The following is a 15,738-nucleotide window of genomic DNA, read 5'->3' as shown; positions in this document are numbered from 1 at the left end:
CCAATGTCGCTCAGACCGCCTTTTTCGGTGTTGCCTTGCGCTGACGCAGGAAACGGCCGAGCAGCCGTCGCCGGCCCTTGCGTGGAACGAGGTCGACGTCGCTCACGAGCCTGGCGCCGCCCTTGTGCCGCTCCAGCACGATCTTGCGGCTATGAAAGGCCTCGAGCTCGGCGCGATGCGCCACGCTGACGATGGTCGCCTTCGGCAATTCGTCCGTGATCATCTTCATCATCCTGTCCTGGCTCTTTTCGTCGAGCGCCGAGGTCGCCTCGTCCAGCACCACGATGTCCGGGCTGTGCAGCAGGAGGCGCGCGAAGGCGAGACGCTGCTTCTCACCGCCCGAGAGCGTCTGGTCCCACGGGCCCTCTTCCTCGATCTTCTCCTTGAGATGATCGAGGCCGACCTTGCGCAGGGCCGCGCAGATCTCATCGACCGTCCAGTCTTCGGCGGCGCCGGGATAGGCGACGGCGCGACGCAGGGTTCCGGTCGGCACATAGGGACGCTGCGGCAGCATGAAAAGCCGTCGGTCGGGGTGGAGGTTGACGCTGCCACCACCCCATGGCCACAGGCCAGCGATCGCGCGCACCAGAGTGCTCTTTCCGGTGCCGGATTCACCGGCCACCAGCAGGCGCTCGCCGGGCTCGATGACCACCTCGGTTTCACCGACCACCGCGGTGCCGTCGTCGAGAGTGACGGAAAGGTCGCGCAATTCGAGCATCGCCTCATTCCCGGTTTCGCCACGCCTGATGCGGCCGAGACCGTCGCCTTGCTCCGCGCGCTCGAGACCATCGAGCGACATCATCAGCGAGGCGATGCGGCGCGCGCAGGCGTTCCAGTCGGCGAGCCGCGGATAGTTGTCGACCAGCCACCCGAAGGCGCTCTGCACGATGGTGAAGGCGGAAGTCGCCTGCATCACCTGTCCGAGCGTCATGCTGCCATCGAGGAATTTCGGTGCGCAGAGCAAGAGAGGGACCACGGGAGCAACGAGGCTCGAGCCCTGCGACACCAGCGTCGTGCGCATATGCTGGCCGGCGAGTCGCGCCCATTGCTGGAGCACGTTGGTGAAGTTGCGGTCGATGCCCTCGCGCTCCTCGTCCTCGCCACCGAGCAGGGCGATGCTCTCGCCGTTCTCGCGCACGCGCGTGAGAGTATAACGGAAGTCGGCTTCCGCCTGGTTCTTGTTCTCGGAGACCTGCACGAAGCGCCGGCCGATCACCAGGATCGAGCTGGATGCGATCGCCGCGTAGAGAATCGCGGCGACGACCAGGAAGCCGGGAATGGTGAACGATGATCCACCGAGCGTGACGGTGAGCGCGCCGCCGATGGTCCAGAGCACGACGATGAAGGTCGCGGCAGACAACGACGCCGAGGTGACGCCGGCGAGGAAGTCGACCGGCGAATCCGTTGCGATCCGCAAATCCTCGGCGATCCGGTATTCGGGATTATCGTGGTCGCCGCTGACGAGATTGAGCTGATAGTAGCGGCCGTTCGCGAGCCATCGCGTCAGCACGCTTGCGGTGAGCCAGCCGCGCCAGCGGCGCTGGATGCGCATGCGCGCGAACACCTGAGCCACGCTAAGCGCGATGCTGCCGAACGCGAGCGGAAAGAACACGGCCGTCAAATGGAAGACGGTGGCGGCGTTGCGTTGCTCGATCGCATCGAAGATCGCGCGATTCCAGACATTGATGCCGTACTGACAGCCCACGGTGGCGACGATCAGGACCACCAGGCCGATGGAGAAAGGCCACGCCAGCCGATCGCCATTTTGTCCCCAAAATCCCCTGGCACTGATCCAGAAGCGCGCCAGCAGATATTCCTTGCGCGCCTCCTCGGCCTCCTCAGGTGATAAATCCGCGTCGGATTCGAGAAGCTCCGGAGGCGGCGGGGCGACCTCGACGCCGCTCTCGCCAGCGATCTCGACAATGGGTGGCGTCTTGCCCTTTTCGCGCTCAGCGGCCGGCTTCTGCATCCGGAACAACGCGAGGGAAAATCAAACGGTTCCTCGTTGTTCCGGTTGCGCTGCCTTATTCTGCCGCCCCATCCCGCACACGGCGCAGCCGTGCGGCCTTGTACAGCACGCGTGACAGCGCCTCGATCGAATAGGGCTTTTGCAGCAGCTCGAAGCCGAAACTGCCGTCCTGCGCCAGTACGTGGCTGTAGCCGCTGGTGAGCACGATGGGCACGTCGATGCCACGGTCGCGGATCGCGTGCGCGAGATCGAGCCCGGTCATGCCGGGCATCACCACGTCGGAGAACATCACGTCGAAGCGATCAGTGTCCACGGTCAGCTCGGCGAGCGCATCGCTGGCATTGTCGACCAGCGTGACGCTGTAACCGAGCTCGGTGAGCCCGTCGGCGGCGAAATTGGCCACCTCGATATTGTCCTCGACGACCAGCACCGACATGCCGCTGCCGGCAATTGCGGGCGCGGTGTCGGGCGCCTGCCGCTGCGGCAGCACCTCGGCGGGCACGCGCGGCAGGTAGAGCGTGAAGGCGCTGCCGCGGCCGACCTCGCTCGCAACCGTCACCTCGCCGCCGGATTGCTTGACGAAGCCGAACACCTGCGACAGGCCGAGCCCGGTGCCGTGGCCGACCTGCTTGGTCGTGAAGAACGGCTCGAAGATGCGGCCGAGCTGGCCTGCGGGAATGCCGGACCCGGTATCGGTGACCGTGACGGTGACGAAGCCGTGGCTGCCGACGAGATGTGCCAGGCTGTCGGGAACGGCCGTCGCGGCCTCCACCGCGAACGTGATCCTGCCGCGGCCCTGCATCGCATCGCGCGCATTGACCGCCATGTTGAACAGTGCCGTCTCGAACTGGCCGGCATCGGCGTTGACGAGAAAGGACCCCGCCGGCAGCCGGATCACGATCTCGATGGCCGGCCCGATCAGCGTGGCGATCATGTCGCGCAACGACTGCACGCGTGCGCCGACGTCGAATACCTCGGGCTTCAGCGTCTGTCGCCGCGCGAAGGCCAGGAGCTGCGAGGTCAGTTTCGCTGCGCGCGCGACAGCGTCTGTGATGGCGTTGATGTAGCGCTGTCTCCGCTCCTCGGACAATTGCGGCCGGTTCAATAGGTCGATGGAGGCGCGGATCACGGTCAGCAGGTTGTTGAAGTCGTGCGCCACGCCGCCGGTGAGCTGTCCGAGTGCCTCGAGGCGCTGGCTGTGCTTGAGTGCCTCCTCGGCGTCGCGCCGCCGTGCCGCTTCGGCCTGGAGGTTCTGGGTGCGCCGGAATGCCAGCGCGAGGATGAAGAACAGCAGGGCCGTGGCCGGCAGGCCGAAGATCAGGTGCTGGCCCATGGTGGCGAGCCAGCGCGAACGGATCGCCGCGGTCTCGAGCCCCGCGCTGACATAGATCGGATATTCGGCGACGCGCTTGTAGCCGATGCGACGCTCGATGCCGTCGGCGGGCCAGGCGATGGTCATGAGCCCGTGCTCGGGGCTCAGCGCGATTTTGCGGCCGACCGGCCCGCCGGGATCGAGCCGGACGTCGTGGTCGAGGTGCGGATAATGCGCCAGCAGGACGCCATCGGTCCGCCCCATCGCGAAGAAGCTGCCGGGATCGCTGCCGATGCGCGCATAAAAGCTCTCGAAATATTCGGGAAATACCGAGGCCTGGATCACGCCGATGAAGCTGCCGTCGTCGGATTCGCGGCGGCGGCTCACGCCGAAGAAGCGGGCGCCCTGGTAGGGTTGGCGCGGCGTCAGCGGTGTGCCGATGAAGGTGCCGATGTTCTGGTCGACATGCGCGTTGAAATAATCCCGGTCCGCGAAGCTGAGCTGCGGCGCCGGCGACAACAGGCTGTTGACCAGCGCGTGGCCCTGCGCATCGAAGATCCAGGCGGATTTGAGCTGCGGCAGCGAATCGGTCAGCCGCTTCAGGCGCAGATGCAGCACCGCCTCGCGCGACCGGATCGCCTCGTCCGAAAGGCCGCGCACGACCTCGTTGAGCTCGGCGAGGCTGCGGTCGATGGTCTCGAACACCTTGAGCGCATGCTCGTGGGCGACTTCGAGCGTACGCTCGATCTCGCGGTCGGCGATGTCGTTGGTCGAATTATAGGAGATCGCCGAGGCGATGATGAACAGCGCAATCGGCAGCGCCAGGGATGCCGCCATCATCCACTGTAGCAGTTTCAACGAATTGCGTTGCGCGCCCTGCACAGTCGCTCCTGACCCGAAGCGAAGTTTACTTGAATTTCCCGCAGGGAAGGAAGTGCTTTGTGAATGGAACCTTTGGTTGCGGCCGGCTCGACTCCGCCCGCAAAGGATGCGCCAGTAGCAGACCTATGTTAAACTACTCTAGGTAGCAATGCGGCCGCAGCGCCAGCGACCGCGGCGGATGCATAAAGTTCGCTTAAACTTGCCGCTCGACGAGCTTCAGCTTCAGCTCGGCGATCGCCTCTGCGGGGTTCAGGCCTTTCGGGCAGGCCTTGGCGCAGTTCATGATGGTGTGGCAGCGATAGAGCCGGAACGGGTCCTCGAGATTGTCGAGCCGTTCGCCGGTTGCCTCATCGCGCGAATCGGACACCCAGCGGTTCGCCTGGAGCAGGGCGGCGGGGCCGAGATAGCGCTCGCTGTTCCACCAATAGCTTGGGCAGGAGGTCGAGCAGCAGGCGCACAGGATGCACTCGTAGAGGCCATCGAGCTTCTCGCGGTCCTCGTGGCTCTGGCGCCATTCCTTTTGCGGCGTCGGCGAGGTCGTCTTCAGCCACGGCTCGACGGAAGCGTATTGCGCGTAGAAATTGGTGAGGTCGGGGACGAGATCCTTCACCACCGGCTGGTGCGGCAGCGGGTTGATCTTCACCGCGCCGTCCTTCACGTCGTGCATCGAACGGGTGCAGGCGAGCGTGTTCTGGCCGTCGATGTTCATGGCGCAGGAGCCGCAGACGCCCTCGCGGCAGGAGCGGCGGAAGGTCAGCGACGGGTCGATGTGGTTCTTGATCCAGATCAGGCCGTCCAGCACCATCGGACCGCAATCGTGGGTGTCGACGTAATAGGTGTCGACGCTCGGATTCTTGCCGTCGTCCGGATTCCAGCGATAGACGCGGAATTCGCGAAGCTCAGTCGCGCCCGCGGGCTTCGGCCAGGTCTTGCCGCCTGATATCTTCGAGTTCTTCGGAAGTGCGAATTCAACCATTGCTCTAACCTTTCGTCATTCCGGGATGGTCCGAAGGACCAGCCCCGGAATCTCGAGATTCCGGGCTCGATGCTCCGCATCGCCCCGGAATGACGAGCTACTGTTGTTCTTCCTCAGTACACGCGCGCCTTCGGCGGGATGTACTGCACGTCGTTGGTCATGGTGTAGTTGTGCACCGGACGGTAGTCGATCGTCACCTTGGCGGCATCGTCGAGCCAGGCCAGCGTGTGCTTCATCCAGTTCTTGTCGTCGCGTGCGGAGAAATCCTCGCGCGCATGCGCGCCGCGGCTTTCGGTGCGGTTGGCGGCCGAGTTCATCGTCACCACTGCCTGCGAGATCAGATTGTCGAACTCGAGCGTCTCGACGAGGTCCGAGTTCCACACCAGCGAGCGGTCGGACACGGCGATGTCGGTGATGCCGCTGTGGACCTTCTGGATCAGGTTCTGGCCTTCGCTCAGCACCTCGCCGGTGCGGAACACCGCGCAATTGTTCTGCATCACGTGCTGCATGCCCTCGCGCAGCTTCGCGGTCGGGGTGCCGCCTGAGGCGTAGCGGTAGTGGTCGAGGCGGCCGAGCGACTGTTCGGCCGAGTCCGCCGGCAGCTCCGGCTGCTTGCCGTTGGCGGTGAGCTTTTCGGCGCAGCGCAGCGCCGCGGCGCGGCCGAACACCACGAGGTCGATCAGCGAGTTGGAGCCGAGACGGTTGGCGCCGTGCACGGAGACGCAGGCCGCCTCGCCGATCGCCATCAGGCCCGGGATCACGGCGTTGTCGTCGCCGTCCTTCTTGGTCAGCACCTCGCCGTGATAATTCGTCGGGATGCCGCCCATGTTGTAGTGCACGGTCGGCACGATCGGAATCGGCTCGCGCGTCACGTCGACATTGGCGAAGATCTTTGCCGATTCGGAAATACCCGGCAGCCGCTCCTGCAGGACCTTTGGATCGAGATGGTCGAGGTGCAGGAAGATGTGATCCTTCTTCTTGCCGACGCCGCGCCCCTCGCGGATTTCGATGGTCATCGCGCGCGAGACGACGTCGCGCGAGGCGAGGTCCTTGGCCGACGGTGCGTAGCGCTCCATGAAGCGCTCGCCCTCGGAGTTGACGAGATAGCCGCCCTCGCCGCGCGCGCCTTCGGTGACGAGACAGCCCGACCCGTAGATGCCGGTCGGGTGGAACTGCACGAATTCCATGTCCTGGAGCGGCAGGCCGGCGCGCAGCACCATGCCGCCGCCGTCGCCGGTGCAGGTATGGGCCGAGGTGCAGGACGCATAGGCGCGGCCGTAGCCGCCGGTCGCCAGGATCGTGGTCTGGGCGCGGAAGCGATGCAGCGTGCCGTCATCGAGCTTCAGCGCGATCACGCCGCGGCAGGCGCCCTGGTCGTCCATGATCAGGTCGATGGCGAAGAACTCGATGAAGAATTCTGCCGCATGGCGCAGCGACTGGCCATACATCGTGTGCAGCATGGCGTGACCGGTGCGGTCGGCGGCGGCGCAGGTGCGCTGCGCCTGGCTCTTGCCGAATTCCGTGGTCATGCCGCCGAACGGACGCTGGTAGATCTTGCCATCCTCGGTACGCGAGAACGGCACGCCCCAATGCTCGAGCTCGTAGACCGCTTCGGGGGCGTGACGCACCATGTATTCGATCGCGTCCTGGTCGCCCAGCCAGTCCGACCCCTTCACGGTGTCGTACATGTGCCAGCGCCAGTCGTCCTTGTGCATGTTGCCGAGCGAGGCGGAGATGCCGCCCTGCGCCGCGACGGTGTGCGAACGGGTCGGAAACACCTTGGTGATGCAGGCCGTGCGCAGGCCCGCCTCGCTGCAGCCGACGACGGCGCGCAGGCCCGCGCCACCGGCGCCGACCACGACGACGTCATAGGTGTGGTCTTCGATCGGATAGGCTTTTCCGTTGGTGGCGGGAGCGCCGTTGCCCTTGCCATTCGTGGTGGCGGCCGATGTTCCGGTAGCCATGGGTTACACTCCGGATGACAGCTTGAGAATCGCGTAGGTCGAAGCGAGCGCCACCGCGATCGAGAAGAAGTTGTTGAGCATGACCGCAACGAGCTTCACCTTCTCGTTATGGACGTAGTCCTCGATCACGACCTGCATGCCGATCTTCATGTGCCAGGCGCTGGCGAAGATGAAGAGCAGGAGAATCAGCGCGATCGGCAGCGAGCCGAGAATCTGCGCAGCGCCCGCCTGGTTGCGGCCGAGCAGCATCATGACGACGACGATCACGGGCAGCATCAACAGCGTCATGGCGACGCCGGTGAGGCGCTGGCGCCAGAAGTCAGACGTGCCGGAATGCGCGGCGCCAAGATTGCGGACGCGGCCGAGCGGGGTGCGCATGCTGCGCTTGGGCGTATCGGTCGAGCTCATCGTCCGCCTCCGATCGCGTAGGCAATGATCCAGATCAGGACAGTCAGCGTGATGCCGCCGATCAGCGCGCCCCAGGTGAGCGCCTCGCGCTCATTGGCCTTGAAGCCATAGCCGAGGTCCCAGACGAAATGCCGGATGCCGCTCAGCATGTGGTGCATCAGCGCCCAAGTGTACCCGAACACGATCAGCCGTCCGATGATGCTGCCGGTAAAGGCCTGCACATGGGAGTACGCCGCCGGGCCGGAGGCCGCGGCGATCAACCACCAGGCCAGCAGCAGGGTTCCGACATAAAGGGCGATACCGGTGGCGCGGTGGACGATGGACAGCGCCATCGTCAGCGTCCAGCGGTAGACTTGCAGGTGGGGTGAAAGCGGTCGTTCGATCCGTGCGGTCATGGGCGGCTTTGGTGTTTTATTGCGGCCCAGCATGGGGCGCGCGGGGATCGCGAAAGGTCGGCCCTATTTACGGAGTCGAATCTATCCGCGCAATCACCAAATCGCCATAAAGCGAACCGTCGTTCAGCTTTAGAGCGGCGACGAACCAAGACTGATCAGGGGCTCGGTATACCAGAGCGAGATCGGGATGTTGAAGGAGTGAATTCGTAGCCAGTTTTTCTGGCGCTCGTCTCCCGACTTGAAATCGCAAGAGGATCGTCGTCATGCGAACCAGTCCGTTCATACTGCAAAGTGGGATCAAAACAGCCTCGGGGGAACCGCGAAAGAGCCCTCTGCGCACGTCGCTTGACCCGTTTTCCCCTCCAACACCTCGCCAGGGCGCGTCCGATATGCGTGTCCCGCATTCCGCGCCTGTCGCTTCCCGCTGACGACCACGCGAGCAGGATAGCCTACAAGTTGCGCACGGCCGGGAGGCGCGTCGCCGGCGTGCCGGGATACGATTCGCGTGATTGCAGGTCTCAATCTCCAGGACATCGTCGAGCTGGCGCTGCTGCTCATCGCGGTTGGTGCGCTCTCGGGCTTTCTCGCTGGCGTGTTCGGAATCGGCGGCGGGGCGATCCTCGTCCCCGTGTTCTACGAATGCTTCCGCATTGCCGGCGTGCCGCTGGAGGTGCGGATGCCGCTCTGTGTCGGCACCTCGCTCGCGGTGATCATCCCAACCTCGATCCGCTCGTTCCAGGCGCACTACAAGCGCGGCGCGGTCGACATGACGATTCTGCGCGTCTGGTGGCTGCCGATCGTCATCGGCGTCATCGCCGGCAGCGTGGTCGCGCGCTACGCGCCGGAGCGGCTGTTCAAGATCGTCTTCGTCGCCGTCGCTTATTCCGCCGCGGCCCGCCTCATCTTCGCGCGCGAAACCTGGAAGTTCGGTGACGACCTGCCGACAGGCCCGCTGATGCGCATCTACGGCTTCGTGGTCGGAATCCTCTCGACCCTGATGGGCATTGGCGGCGGCCTGTTCTCCAATCTGCTGATGACCTTCTATGGCCGCCCGATCCATCAGGCGGTCGCAACGTCGTCGGCGTTGGCGGTGCTGATCTCGATCCCCGGCGCGCTCGGCTACATCTATGCCGGCTGGCCGGCGGCCGCGCGTTTTCCGTCAGTCGCAGCCCTGCAATTCCCGTTCGCGCTCGGCTTTGTCTCGTTGATCGGAGCCGTGCTGGTGATGCCGATGAGCCTCGTCACCGCACCGCTCGGCGTTAAGGCCGCGCATGCGATGTCGAAGCGCACGCTGGAGGCCGCGTTCGGCTGTTATCTGTTTATCGTTGGCAGCCGGTTCGTGATGAGCTTGGTGGGCGGACAGTGACGGCTCGCGGCAAAGCGCACGCCCCACACTCAAGGGTCATTGCCCGCGAAGGCGGGCAATCCGGTATTCCAGCGACGGTAGTGATTGAACCGAGAAGCCAAGGCGTACTGGGTGCCCCGGTCAAGCCGGGGCATGACAGCGTCTGTGGTGGCTAGAGACCGCAACCTACTTCTTCGCGTAAATATCCTTGTACGTATCCCGCAGCACGTTCTTCTGCACCTTGCCCATGGTGTTGCGCGGCAGTTCGTCGACCACGAACACCCGCTTGGGCATCTTGAACTTTGCGAGCCGGCCGTCGAGCGCCTTCAACACCGAGGCTTCGCTCACCTCAGCGCCCTTGTTGCAGACAAGGACCGCCGTGACGCCCTCGCCGAAATCGGCATGCGGCACGCCGATCACGGCGGATTCGATCACGCCCGGCATGGCGTCGATCTCGCTCTCGATTTCCTTCGGATAGACGTTGAAGCCGCCGGAGATCACGAGATCCTTGCCACGGCCGAGGATGTGGACGTAGCCCCTCGCGTCGATCTTGCCGAGATCGCCGGTGATGAAGAAGCCGTCCGGGCGGAATTCGGACTTGGTCTTCTCCGGCATGCGCCAATAGCCCTTGAAGACGTTCGGTCCCTTCACCTCGATCATGCCGATCTCGTCACGCGGCAGCTCCTTGCCGGTCTCGGGATCGGTGACGCGGGCGGAGACGCCGGGCAGCGGGAAGCCGACCGCGCCGGGCACGCGCTCGCCGTCATAGGGGTTCGACGTATTCATGTTGGTCTCGGTCATGCCGTAGCGCTCGAGCACCGCATGGCCCGTTCGCGCCGACCATTCGCGATGGGTGTCGGCCAGCAGCGGCGCCGAGCCCGAGATGAACAGGCGCATGTGCTTCGTCGTCTCGCGCGACAGCGCGGGGTTTTGCAGAAGACGCGTATAGAACGTCGGCACGCCCATCAGCACGGTGGCGCGCGCCATCAGCTTGATGATCAGGTCCGGATCGAGCTTTGGCAGGAAGATCATCGAGGCCCGGGCGAACAGCGTGACGTTGGTCGCCACGAACAGGCCGTGGGTGTGGTAGATCGGCAGCGCGTGGATCAGCACGTCCTTGTCGGTGAAGCGCCAGTAGTCGACCAGCGTTTGCGAGTTCGAGGCGAGATTGTCGTGGGACAGCATCGCGCCCTTGGAACGGCCGGTGGTGCCCGACGTGTAGAGAATCGCCGCAAGGTCATCGTTCGCGCGCGGCACGGTGGCGAACTCACTCTTCGCCTTCGCGGCGGCGTCCGTCAGCGAGCCATTGCCGCTGGAATCGAGCGTCTCGACCTTGGCCTTCACCTTAGCGGCGATCGCGGCGATGCCGTCGGCCTTGGAGGGATCGCACACCACCAGCGACGGTTCGGCATCGGTGATGAAGTAGTCGAGCTCGTTCAGCGTATAGGCCGTGTTGAGCGGCAGATAGACCGCGCCGGCCCGCACGGTTGCCAGATACAGCACGATATTGGCGACGGATTTTTCCACCTGCACCGCGACACGGTCGCCAGGCTTTACGCCGCGTTCGACCAGCACATTCGCCATCTGGCCCGCGCGTGCGATCAGCTCGCCATAGGTGATGCGGCCGCCGTCATGGGTCTCGATCGCAAGCCGCGTCGGATCCTTCAGGCCATCGAACAGGCGGGAAAACAGATTGGTGTTGGCAGCTTGGTTCATGCAACATTCCTCAAAGGCGAAGGCCGGTCAAAACCGAGGGCTGGATTAGCAAAAACCGCCCCGATGAAGCAACGGAGACAGTTTGCATGACAAAGGAAAGGAAACGCGCGGCCTGGGTCACGGGCGGTGGCAGCGGGATCGGGGAGGCCGGCGCGGAGGCGCTTGCCGCTGACGGCTGGACGGTGGTGGTGTCCGGGCGGCGCAAGGACGCGCTGGATGCGGTGGTCGCCAAAATCACCAACGCCGGAGGCGCCGCGGAGGCGATCCCGCTCGACGTCAGCATTGCCGCCGATGTCCAGAAGGCGGCCGATCAGATCCTGGCCAGGCACGGCCGCATCGACCTCCTGGTCAACAGCGCCGGCGTCAACGTTCGCAAGCGAAGCTGGAACGACCTGGAACTGGAGGGTTGGGACAAGCTCGTCGAGATCAACCTCAACGGCGTGCTCTATTGCATGCGCGCGGTGCTGCCGCCGATGCGCAAGCAGCAGGACGGCTGCATCATCAATGTCTCGTCCTGGGCGGGCCGCCACGTCTCGAAGATGCCGGGGCCGGCCTACACCACGACCAAACATGCGGTGCTGGCACTGACCCATTCCTTCAACATGGACGAGTGCGTCAACGGCCTGCGCGCCTGCTGCCTGATGCCGGGCGAGGTGGCCACCCCCATTCTGAAACAGCGCCCGGTGGTACCCAGCGAGGAGGAGCAGGCGAGGATGCTTCAGTCCGAAGATCTTGGCCGCACCATCGCCTTCATCGCCTCCATGCCGCCGCGCGTCTGCATCAACGAGGTGCTGATCAGCCCGACCCACAATCGCGGGTTTATCCAGACGCCGCTCAGCAGGGATTGAGATGCTCGACCGTGCAATACTCTCAGTGTCGTAGGGTGGGCAAAGCGAAGCGTGCCCACCATTTTTCAGCGAATCTGGACTTAAGTGGTGGGCACGGCGCTTGCGCGCCTTTGCCCAGCCTACGGCACTGGCGTGCTTGGCGCCCGTCGCGCCCTCACACGGAAACCCCCACGCAAAGTTTCACGCATCACAATAAATTATTCCCCGAAACCGCTCGCCGAATCCTCCCGTAGTTCGGCCCAACGACGGCGCTCCTGCCTCACACCTGTCGCTAGGTGCCGTTGTTGCAGGACTTCATCCAGATATCGGGAGACTCTCCATGTCGAAGCGTATTGCCTATCTCGCTGCTGCCGCTTTCAGCGCCCTTGCCATCACCGCGACCGTCGTCGCACCTGTGAGGGCCGAGGAAAAGACCGTGATGGTCGGCGGCGCTGCGATGTTCCCCTCCAAGAACATCATCCAGAACGCCGTCAACTCCAAGGACCACACCACGCTGGTGGCCGCGGTGAAGGCCGCCGGCCTCGTGCAGACGCTGGAAGGCAAGGGGCCGTTCACGGTGTTCGCGCCGACCAACGCGGCCTTCGGCAAGCTGCCGGCCGGCACCGTCGACACCCTGGTCAAGCCCGAGAACAAGGCAACCCTGACCAAGATCCTCACCTACCATGTCGTGCCCGGCAAGCTCGAGGCCTCCGACCTCACCGACGGCAAGAAGCTGAAGACCGCTGAAGGCGAGGAGCTGACAGTCAAGAAGATGGACGGCAAGACCTGGATCGTCGATGCCAAGGGCGGCACCTCGATGGTGACGATCACCAACGTCAACCAGTCGAACGGCGTCATCCATGTGGTCGACACCGTGCTGATGCCGGCGACGTAACACCGCCGGCGACGTAACACCGCACCTCCCTGTTTCATCCCCGAACAGGATGCGAGAAACGGCGAGTCGGGGATCCCGGCTCGCTTTTTTGTGACCACGATACCTTTCGGATATCAAATCGGTAGCCGGCAGGACGTAACGAAACCGAAGCCGCTGGCGTATATTTATCGTCACGCGACACTTGAGGACGGAACCACCATGTCGAGCCTAGCCGCAGCCGACGCTCCGATCAGCGCCACCAAGGCCAAAACCATCCAGCCGGCCTGGGTGAGGCTGATGCACTGGATCAATGCGTTCGCCGTGATCCTGATGATCATGTCGGGCTGGCAGATCTACAACGCCTCGCCGCTGTTCAACTTCAGCTTCTCCCGCGACATCACGCTCGGCGGCTGGCTCGGCGGCGCGCTGCTCTGGCATTTTGCGGCGATGTGGATCCTCATGATCAACGGGCTCGCCTATCTCATCACGGGCTTTGCCACCGGCCGCTTCGCCAAGAAACTGCTGCCGATCACGCCGTCCGGCGTGCTGCACGACGTCAAGGCCGCGCTGACCTTCAAGCTCGGCCATGACGATCTCACCGTCTACAACTACGTGCAGCGCCTGCTCTACGCCGGCATCATCGTGGTCGGCGTGCTCATCGTGCTGTCGGGCCTGTCGATCTGGAAACCCGTGCAGCTCTATTACCTGGTGATGCTGTTCGGTGACTATCCGACGGCGCGTTACGTCCACTTCTTTTGCATGGCCGCGATCTGCGCCTTCCTGGTGGTTCACGTCGCGCTGGCGCTGCTGGTGCCGAAGAGCCTGCGCGCCATGATCATCGGCCGCTGAGCAAGCATGATCCGGAAAAGTGGGAACCGGTTTTCCGATAAGATCATGCTCAGAACAAGAGATGCTGGAGAACTTTCATGGCCAAGCGTTCATTCCTGATCCCCGGCGTCGACAAGCGTCTGCTCATCAAGGACTCGCTCAAGGTAATGCCGGACCTGACCCGCCGCCGTTTCATCACAGGCGGTGCGAGCCTCGGCGCGCTGACACTGCTCACCGGCTGCGACGTCGTTGATAGTTCCTCCGCCGAGGAGTTGCTGAAGAAAGCGTCAAAGTTCAACGACGCGGTGCAGGCCTTCATCTTCAATCCGGACGCGCTGGCACCGACCTTCCCGGAAAGCGCGATCACGAAGCCGTTCCCATTCAATGCCTATTACGATCTCGACGAAGCGCCGGAAGTCGATGGGAAGGACTGGAAGCTCGAGGTGCGTGGCCTCGTCGACAACAAGAAATCCTGGACGCTGGACGAGCTCCACCAGCTGCCACAGGTCACGCAAATCACCCGCCACATCTGCGTCGAGGGCTGGAGCGCGATCGGAAGCTGGACTGGCACGCCGCTCCGCGATTTCCTGAAGCTGATCGGCGCCGACACGCGTGCGAAATATGTGTGGTTCCAGTGCGCCGACAAGGACGGCTACAATTCCCCGCTGGACATGCGCAGCGCGCTGCATCCGCAGACCCAGATGACGTTCAAATATGCGAATGAAATCCTGCCGCGCGCCTATGGCTACCCGATGAAGATCCGCGTGCCGACAAAACTCGGCTTCAAGAACCCGAAATATGTCGTCTCGATGGAAGTCACCAACGAGTACAAGGGCGGCTACTGGGAAGACCAGGGCTACAATTCGTTCAGCGGGAGCTGACGCGATTTGTAGGGTCGGCAAAGCGACTTGTCCGCCGTAGCTCGAAGAGCGAAGGCGGAAGCGTGCCCGCCACTTGTGTATCCGCGTTGACGATTGATGGTGGGCACGGCGCTACGCGCCTTTGCCCACCCTACGACACCGAGCTCTTCGGTCCCACCTTCCACTGGCACAGTGCCGCGACCGCACCGAGCGCTAACAACGCGGCGGACACGTTCAGCGCATACGAAAGGCTCCCCAGCGCATCCGTGATCGCGCCGACCACGATCGGCCCGAGAGTCTGGCCGATGCCGAACGAGATCGTCATCGCCGCGATCGCCGTTGGCCATACTGGGGGCGGGTAGTTGAAACGGACAAACGCCGTCGTCGAACCCACCACGGCAAAGAAGGCGACACCAAACACGACGGCCGAGGTCGCAAGCCATGCCGTCGAATGCCCCAGCATCGGCAAGCTGGCGCCCAGCGCATTGGTGCCGAGGATGATCGCGGTTGCGAGCCCGCCGCGGTCGAGCGCGAGCACGCCGCGCCAGACCCAGGGCGTCGCAAAGGCGCTCACCCCGATCAGGCTCCAGAACGCGGCTTGTGCCGCCGCGCCGCCGCCGGCATCGCGCACATAGGCGATCATGAAGGTCATGTAGGCGATGTAGCCCGCGCCGAACAGGAAGTAGCCGGCGAGATAGATCAGGATGGGGAGGATCGCGAACGAGCCGTGCCCCGCCTCGCTGAAGCGCGCCTTGCTCTCGATGCGCATCAGGAACAGCGGGATGGTCATGGCGGCTGAGAGCAGCGTCAGTGCCCACCACACGATCCACCACGAGCCCGGCCCGAAATATTGCAGCGTGAACGGCGCGATCAGCCCCGAAGCGAGGATGCCGATACCGGGGCCGGCATAGAACAGGCTGAGCAGGAAATTGGCCCTTTCGGGATGCGACTGCGCGATGGTTGCGGCCAGCGCGCCGCCGGCGACGAAACCCGCCGCCGCGCCCAGGCCCAGCACCAGCCGCGCCAGGCTGAGCGCGATGAAGTTCCCGGTGAGCGCGCAGATCGCCAGGGCCGCGAGGCAGGCCAGCGTTCCGCCGCGGATCGCGGCCGACCAGCCGACCCGCTTGATCAGTCGCGAGGCCATCAGGGCGCCCGCGAGGTAGCCGACGGCGTTGATGGTGTTCATGAAGCCGGCGGCGGAGTAGGACCAGTTCAGGCTGTCGCGCATGTCCGGCAGCACCAGCGCATAGGCAAAGCGGCCGATGCCGAGCCCGACCGTCGCCGCCAGCGACAGCGTCAGAATCAGCCGCGCAGGGCGCGCGTCGTGCGGGAGGCGGCGATCTTGAGTGAGGTAGTCTTGGGCGTGCAAGGGGTACTCCGGC

13 protein-coding genes are annotated in these 15,738 nt (G+C 64.3%); 5 read left to right on the top strand and 8 right to left on the bottom strand.

The genetic code is table 11. The features are described from left to right. Positions 1-10 precede the first annotated feature (10 nt). The 6 genes from SO139_RS28030 to sdhC all read right to left on the bottom strand — a co-directional run bounded on the left by SO139_RS28030 (position 11) and on the right by sdhC (position 7,906). Positions 11-1,969: an ABC transporter ATP-binding protein/permease gene (locus SO139_RS28030; protein WP_449383711.1), complete on the bottom strand. Its 1,959-nt coding sequence runs from the start codon at positions 1,967-1,969 to the stop codon at positions 11-13. A gap of 55 nt (positions 1,970-2,024) precedes the next feature. Next, entirely contained in the window at positions 2,025-4,163 is a 2,139-nt protein-coding gene (locus SO139_RS28025; protein ID WP_449383710.1) for an ATP-binding protein, read from the bottom strand. A 193-nt stretch (positions 4,164-4,356) separates the two neighbouring features. Then, positions 4,357-5,139, bottom strand: coding sequence for a succinate dehydrogenase iron-sulfur subunit (locus tag SO139_RS28020; protein WP_449383709.1), 783 nt, complete (start codon positions 5,137-5,139; stop codon positions 4,357-4,359). Positions 5,140-5,252: 113 nt separating this feature from the next. Next, positions 5,253-7,103 carry a succinate dehydrogenase flavoprotein subunit gene (gene sdhA / locus SO139_RS28015; RefSeq protein ID WP_449383708.1) on the bottom strand — a complete coding sequence of 617 codons (1,851 nt, stop codon included), beginning with the start codon at positions 7,101-7,103 and terminating at the stop codon, positions 5,253-5,255. Positions 7,104-7,106: 3 nt separating this feature from the next. Beyond that, on the bottom strand, positions 7,107-7,511 hold the full coding sequence (gene sdhD, locus SO139_RS28010; protein WP_449383707.1) for a succinate dehydrogenase, hydrophobic membrane anchor protein: 405 nt from the start codon (positions 7,509-7,511) through the stop codon (positions 7,107-7,109). Next, complete coding sequence (gene sdhC, locus SO139_RS28005) at positions 7,508-7,906, bottom strand: succinate dehydrogenase, cytochrome b556 subunit (protein ID WP_449383706.1); 399 nt, start codon at positions 7,904-7,906, stop codon at positions 7,508-7,510. The genes sdhD and sdhC overlap by 4 nt, the downstream gene beginning before the upstream one ends. 505 nt (positions 7,907-8,411) lie before the next feature. Between sdhC and SO139_RS28000 the strand changes: the two genes are divergently transcribed. Then, entirely contained in the window at positions 8,412-9,272 is an 861-nt protein-coding gene (locus SO139_RS28000; protein ID WP_449383705.1) for a sulfite exporter TauE/SafE family protein, read from the top strand. 165 nt (positions 9,273-9,437) lie between these two features. On the opposite strand, the gene SO139_RS27995 is transcribed toward SO139_RS28000, so the two are convergent. Further along, positions 9,438-10,967: a malonate--CoA ligase gene (locus SO139_RS27995; protein ID WP_498541013.1), complete on the bottom strand. Its 1,530-nt coding sequence runs from the start codon at positions 10,965-10,967 to the stop codon at positions 9,438-9,440. Between the two features lie 86 nt (positions 10,968-11,053). Here SO139_RS27995 and SO139_RS27990 point away from each other — a divergent pair, with 86 nt between their 5' ends. The 4 genes from SO139_RS27990 (at position 11,054) to SO139_RS27975 (ending at position 14,377) form a co-directional block, all read left to right on the top strand. Further along, positions 11,054-11,815 (top strand): SDR family oxidoreductase, encoded by a 762-nt coding sequence (locus SO139_RS27990; RefSeq protein ID WP_449383703.1) that lies wholly within the window; start codon positions 11,054-11,056, stop codon positions 11,813-11,815. Positions 11,816-12,134: 319 nt separating this feature from the next. Next, on the top strand, positions 12,135-12,689 hold the full coding sequence (locus SO139_RS27985; protein ID WP_449383702.1) for a fasciclin domain-containing protein: 555 nt from the start codon (positions 12,135-12,137) through the stop codon (positions 12,687-12,689). A 198-nt stretch (positions 12,690-12,887) separates the two neighbouring features. Beyond that, positions 12,888-13,517 (top strand): cytochrome b/b6 domain-containing protein, encoded by a 630-nt coding sequence (locus tag SO139_RS27980; protein WP_449383701.1) that lies wholly within the window; start codon positions 12,888-12,890, stop codon positions 13,515-13,517. Between the two features lie 77 nt (positions 13,518-13,594). Next, positions 13,595-14,377: a molybdopterin-binding protein gene (locus tag SO139_RS27975; protein WP_449383700.1), complete on the top strand. Its 783-nt coding sequence runs from the start codon at positions 13,595-13,597 to the stop codon at positions 14,375-14,377. A gap of 130 nt (positions 14,378-14,507) precedes the next feature. On the opposite strand, the gene SO139_RS27970 is transcribed toward SO139_RS27975, so the two are convergent. Further along, positions 14,508-15,725, bottom strand: a complete 1,218-nt coding sequence (locus SO139_RS27970; RefSeq protein ID WP_498541012.1) for a YbfB/YjiJ family MFS transporter — start codon at positions 15,723-15,725, stop codon at positions 14,508-14,510. Positions 15,726-15,738: the final 13 nt, after the last annotated feature.

This window comes from Bradyrhizobium sp. UFLA05-89, from assembly GCF_059803475.1.
Note: the sequence above shows the minus strand (reverse complement) of the source record. Positions and strands in the feature narration are given on the sequence as shown.

Coding starts and splice junctions, on each gene's coding strand:
- SO139_RS28030 (WP_449383711.1), bottom strand. CDS start 1,969: ATGCAGAAGCCGGCCGCTGAGCGCGAAAAGGGCAAGACGCCACCCATT.
- SO139_RS28020 (WP_449383709.1), bottom strand. CDS start 5,139: ATGGTTGAATTCGCACTTCCGAAGAACTCGAAGATATCAGGCGGCAAG.
- sdhA (WP_449383708.1), bottom strand. CDS start 7,103: ATGGCTACCGGAACATCGGCCGCCACCACGAATGGCAAGGGCAACGGC.
- sdhD (WP_449383707.1), bottom strand. CDS start 7,511: ATGAGCTCGACCGATACGCCCAAGCGCAGCATGCGCACCCCGCTCGGC.
- sdhC (WP_449383706.1), bottom strand. CDS start 7,906: ATGACCGCACGGATCGAACGACCGCTTTCACCCCACCTGCAAGTCTAC.
- SO139_RS27995 (WP_498541013.1), bottom strand. CDS start 10,967: ATGAACCAAGCTGCCAACACCAATCTGTTTTCCCGCCTGTTCGATGGC.
- SO139_RS27990 (WP_449383703.1), top strand. CDS start 11,054: ATGACAAAGGAAAGGAAACGCGCGGCCTGGGTCACGGGCGGTGGCAGC.
- SO139_RS27985 (WP_449383702.1), top strand. CDS start 12,135: ATGTCGAAGCGTATTGCCTATCTCGCTGCTGCCGCTTTCAGCGCCCTT.
- SO139_RS27980 (WP_449383701.1), top strand. CDS start 12,888: ATGTCGAGCCTAGCCGCAGCCGACGCTCCGATCAGCGCCACCAAGGCC.
- SO139_RS27975 (WP_449383700.1), top strand. CDS start 13,595: ATGGCCAAGCGTTCATTCCTGATCCCCGGCGTCGACAAGCGTCTGCTC.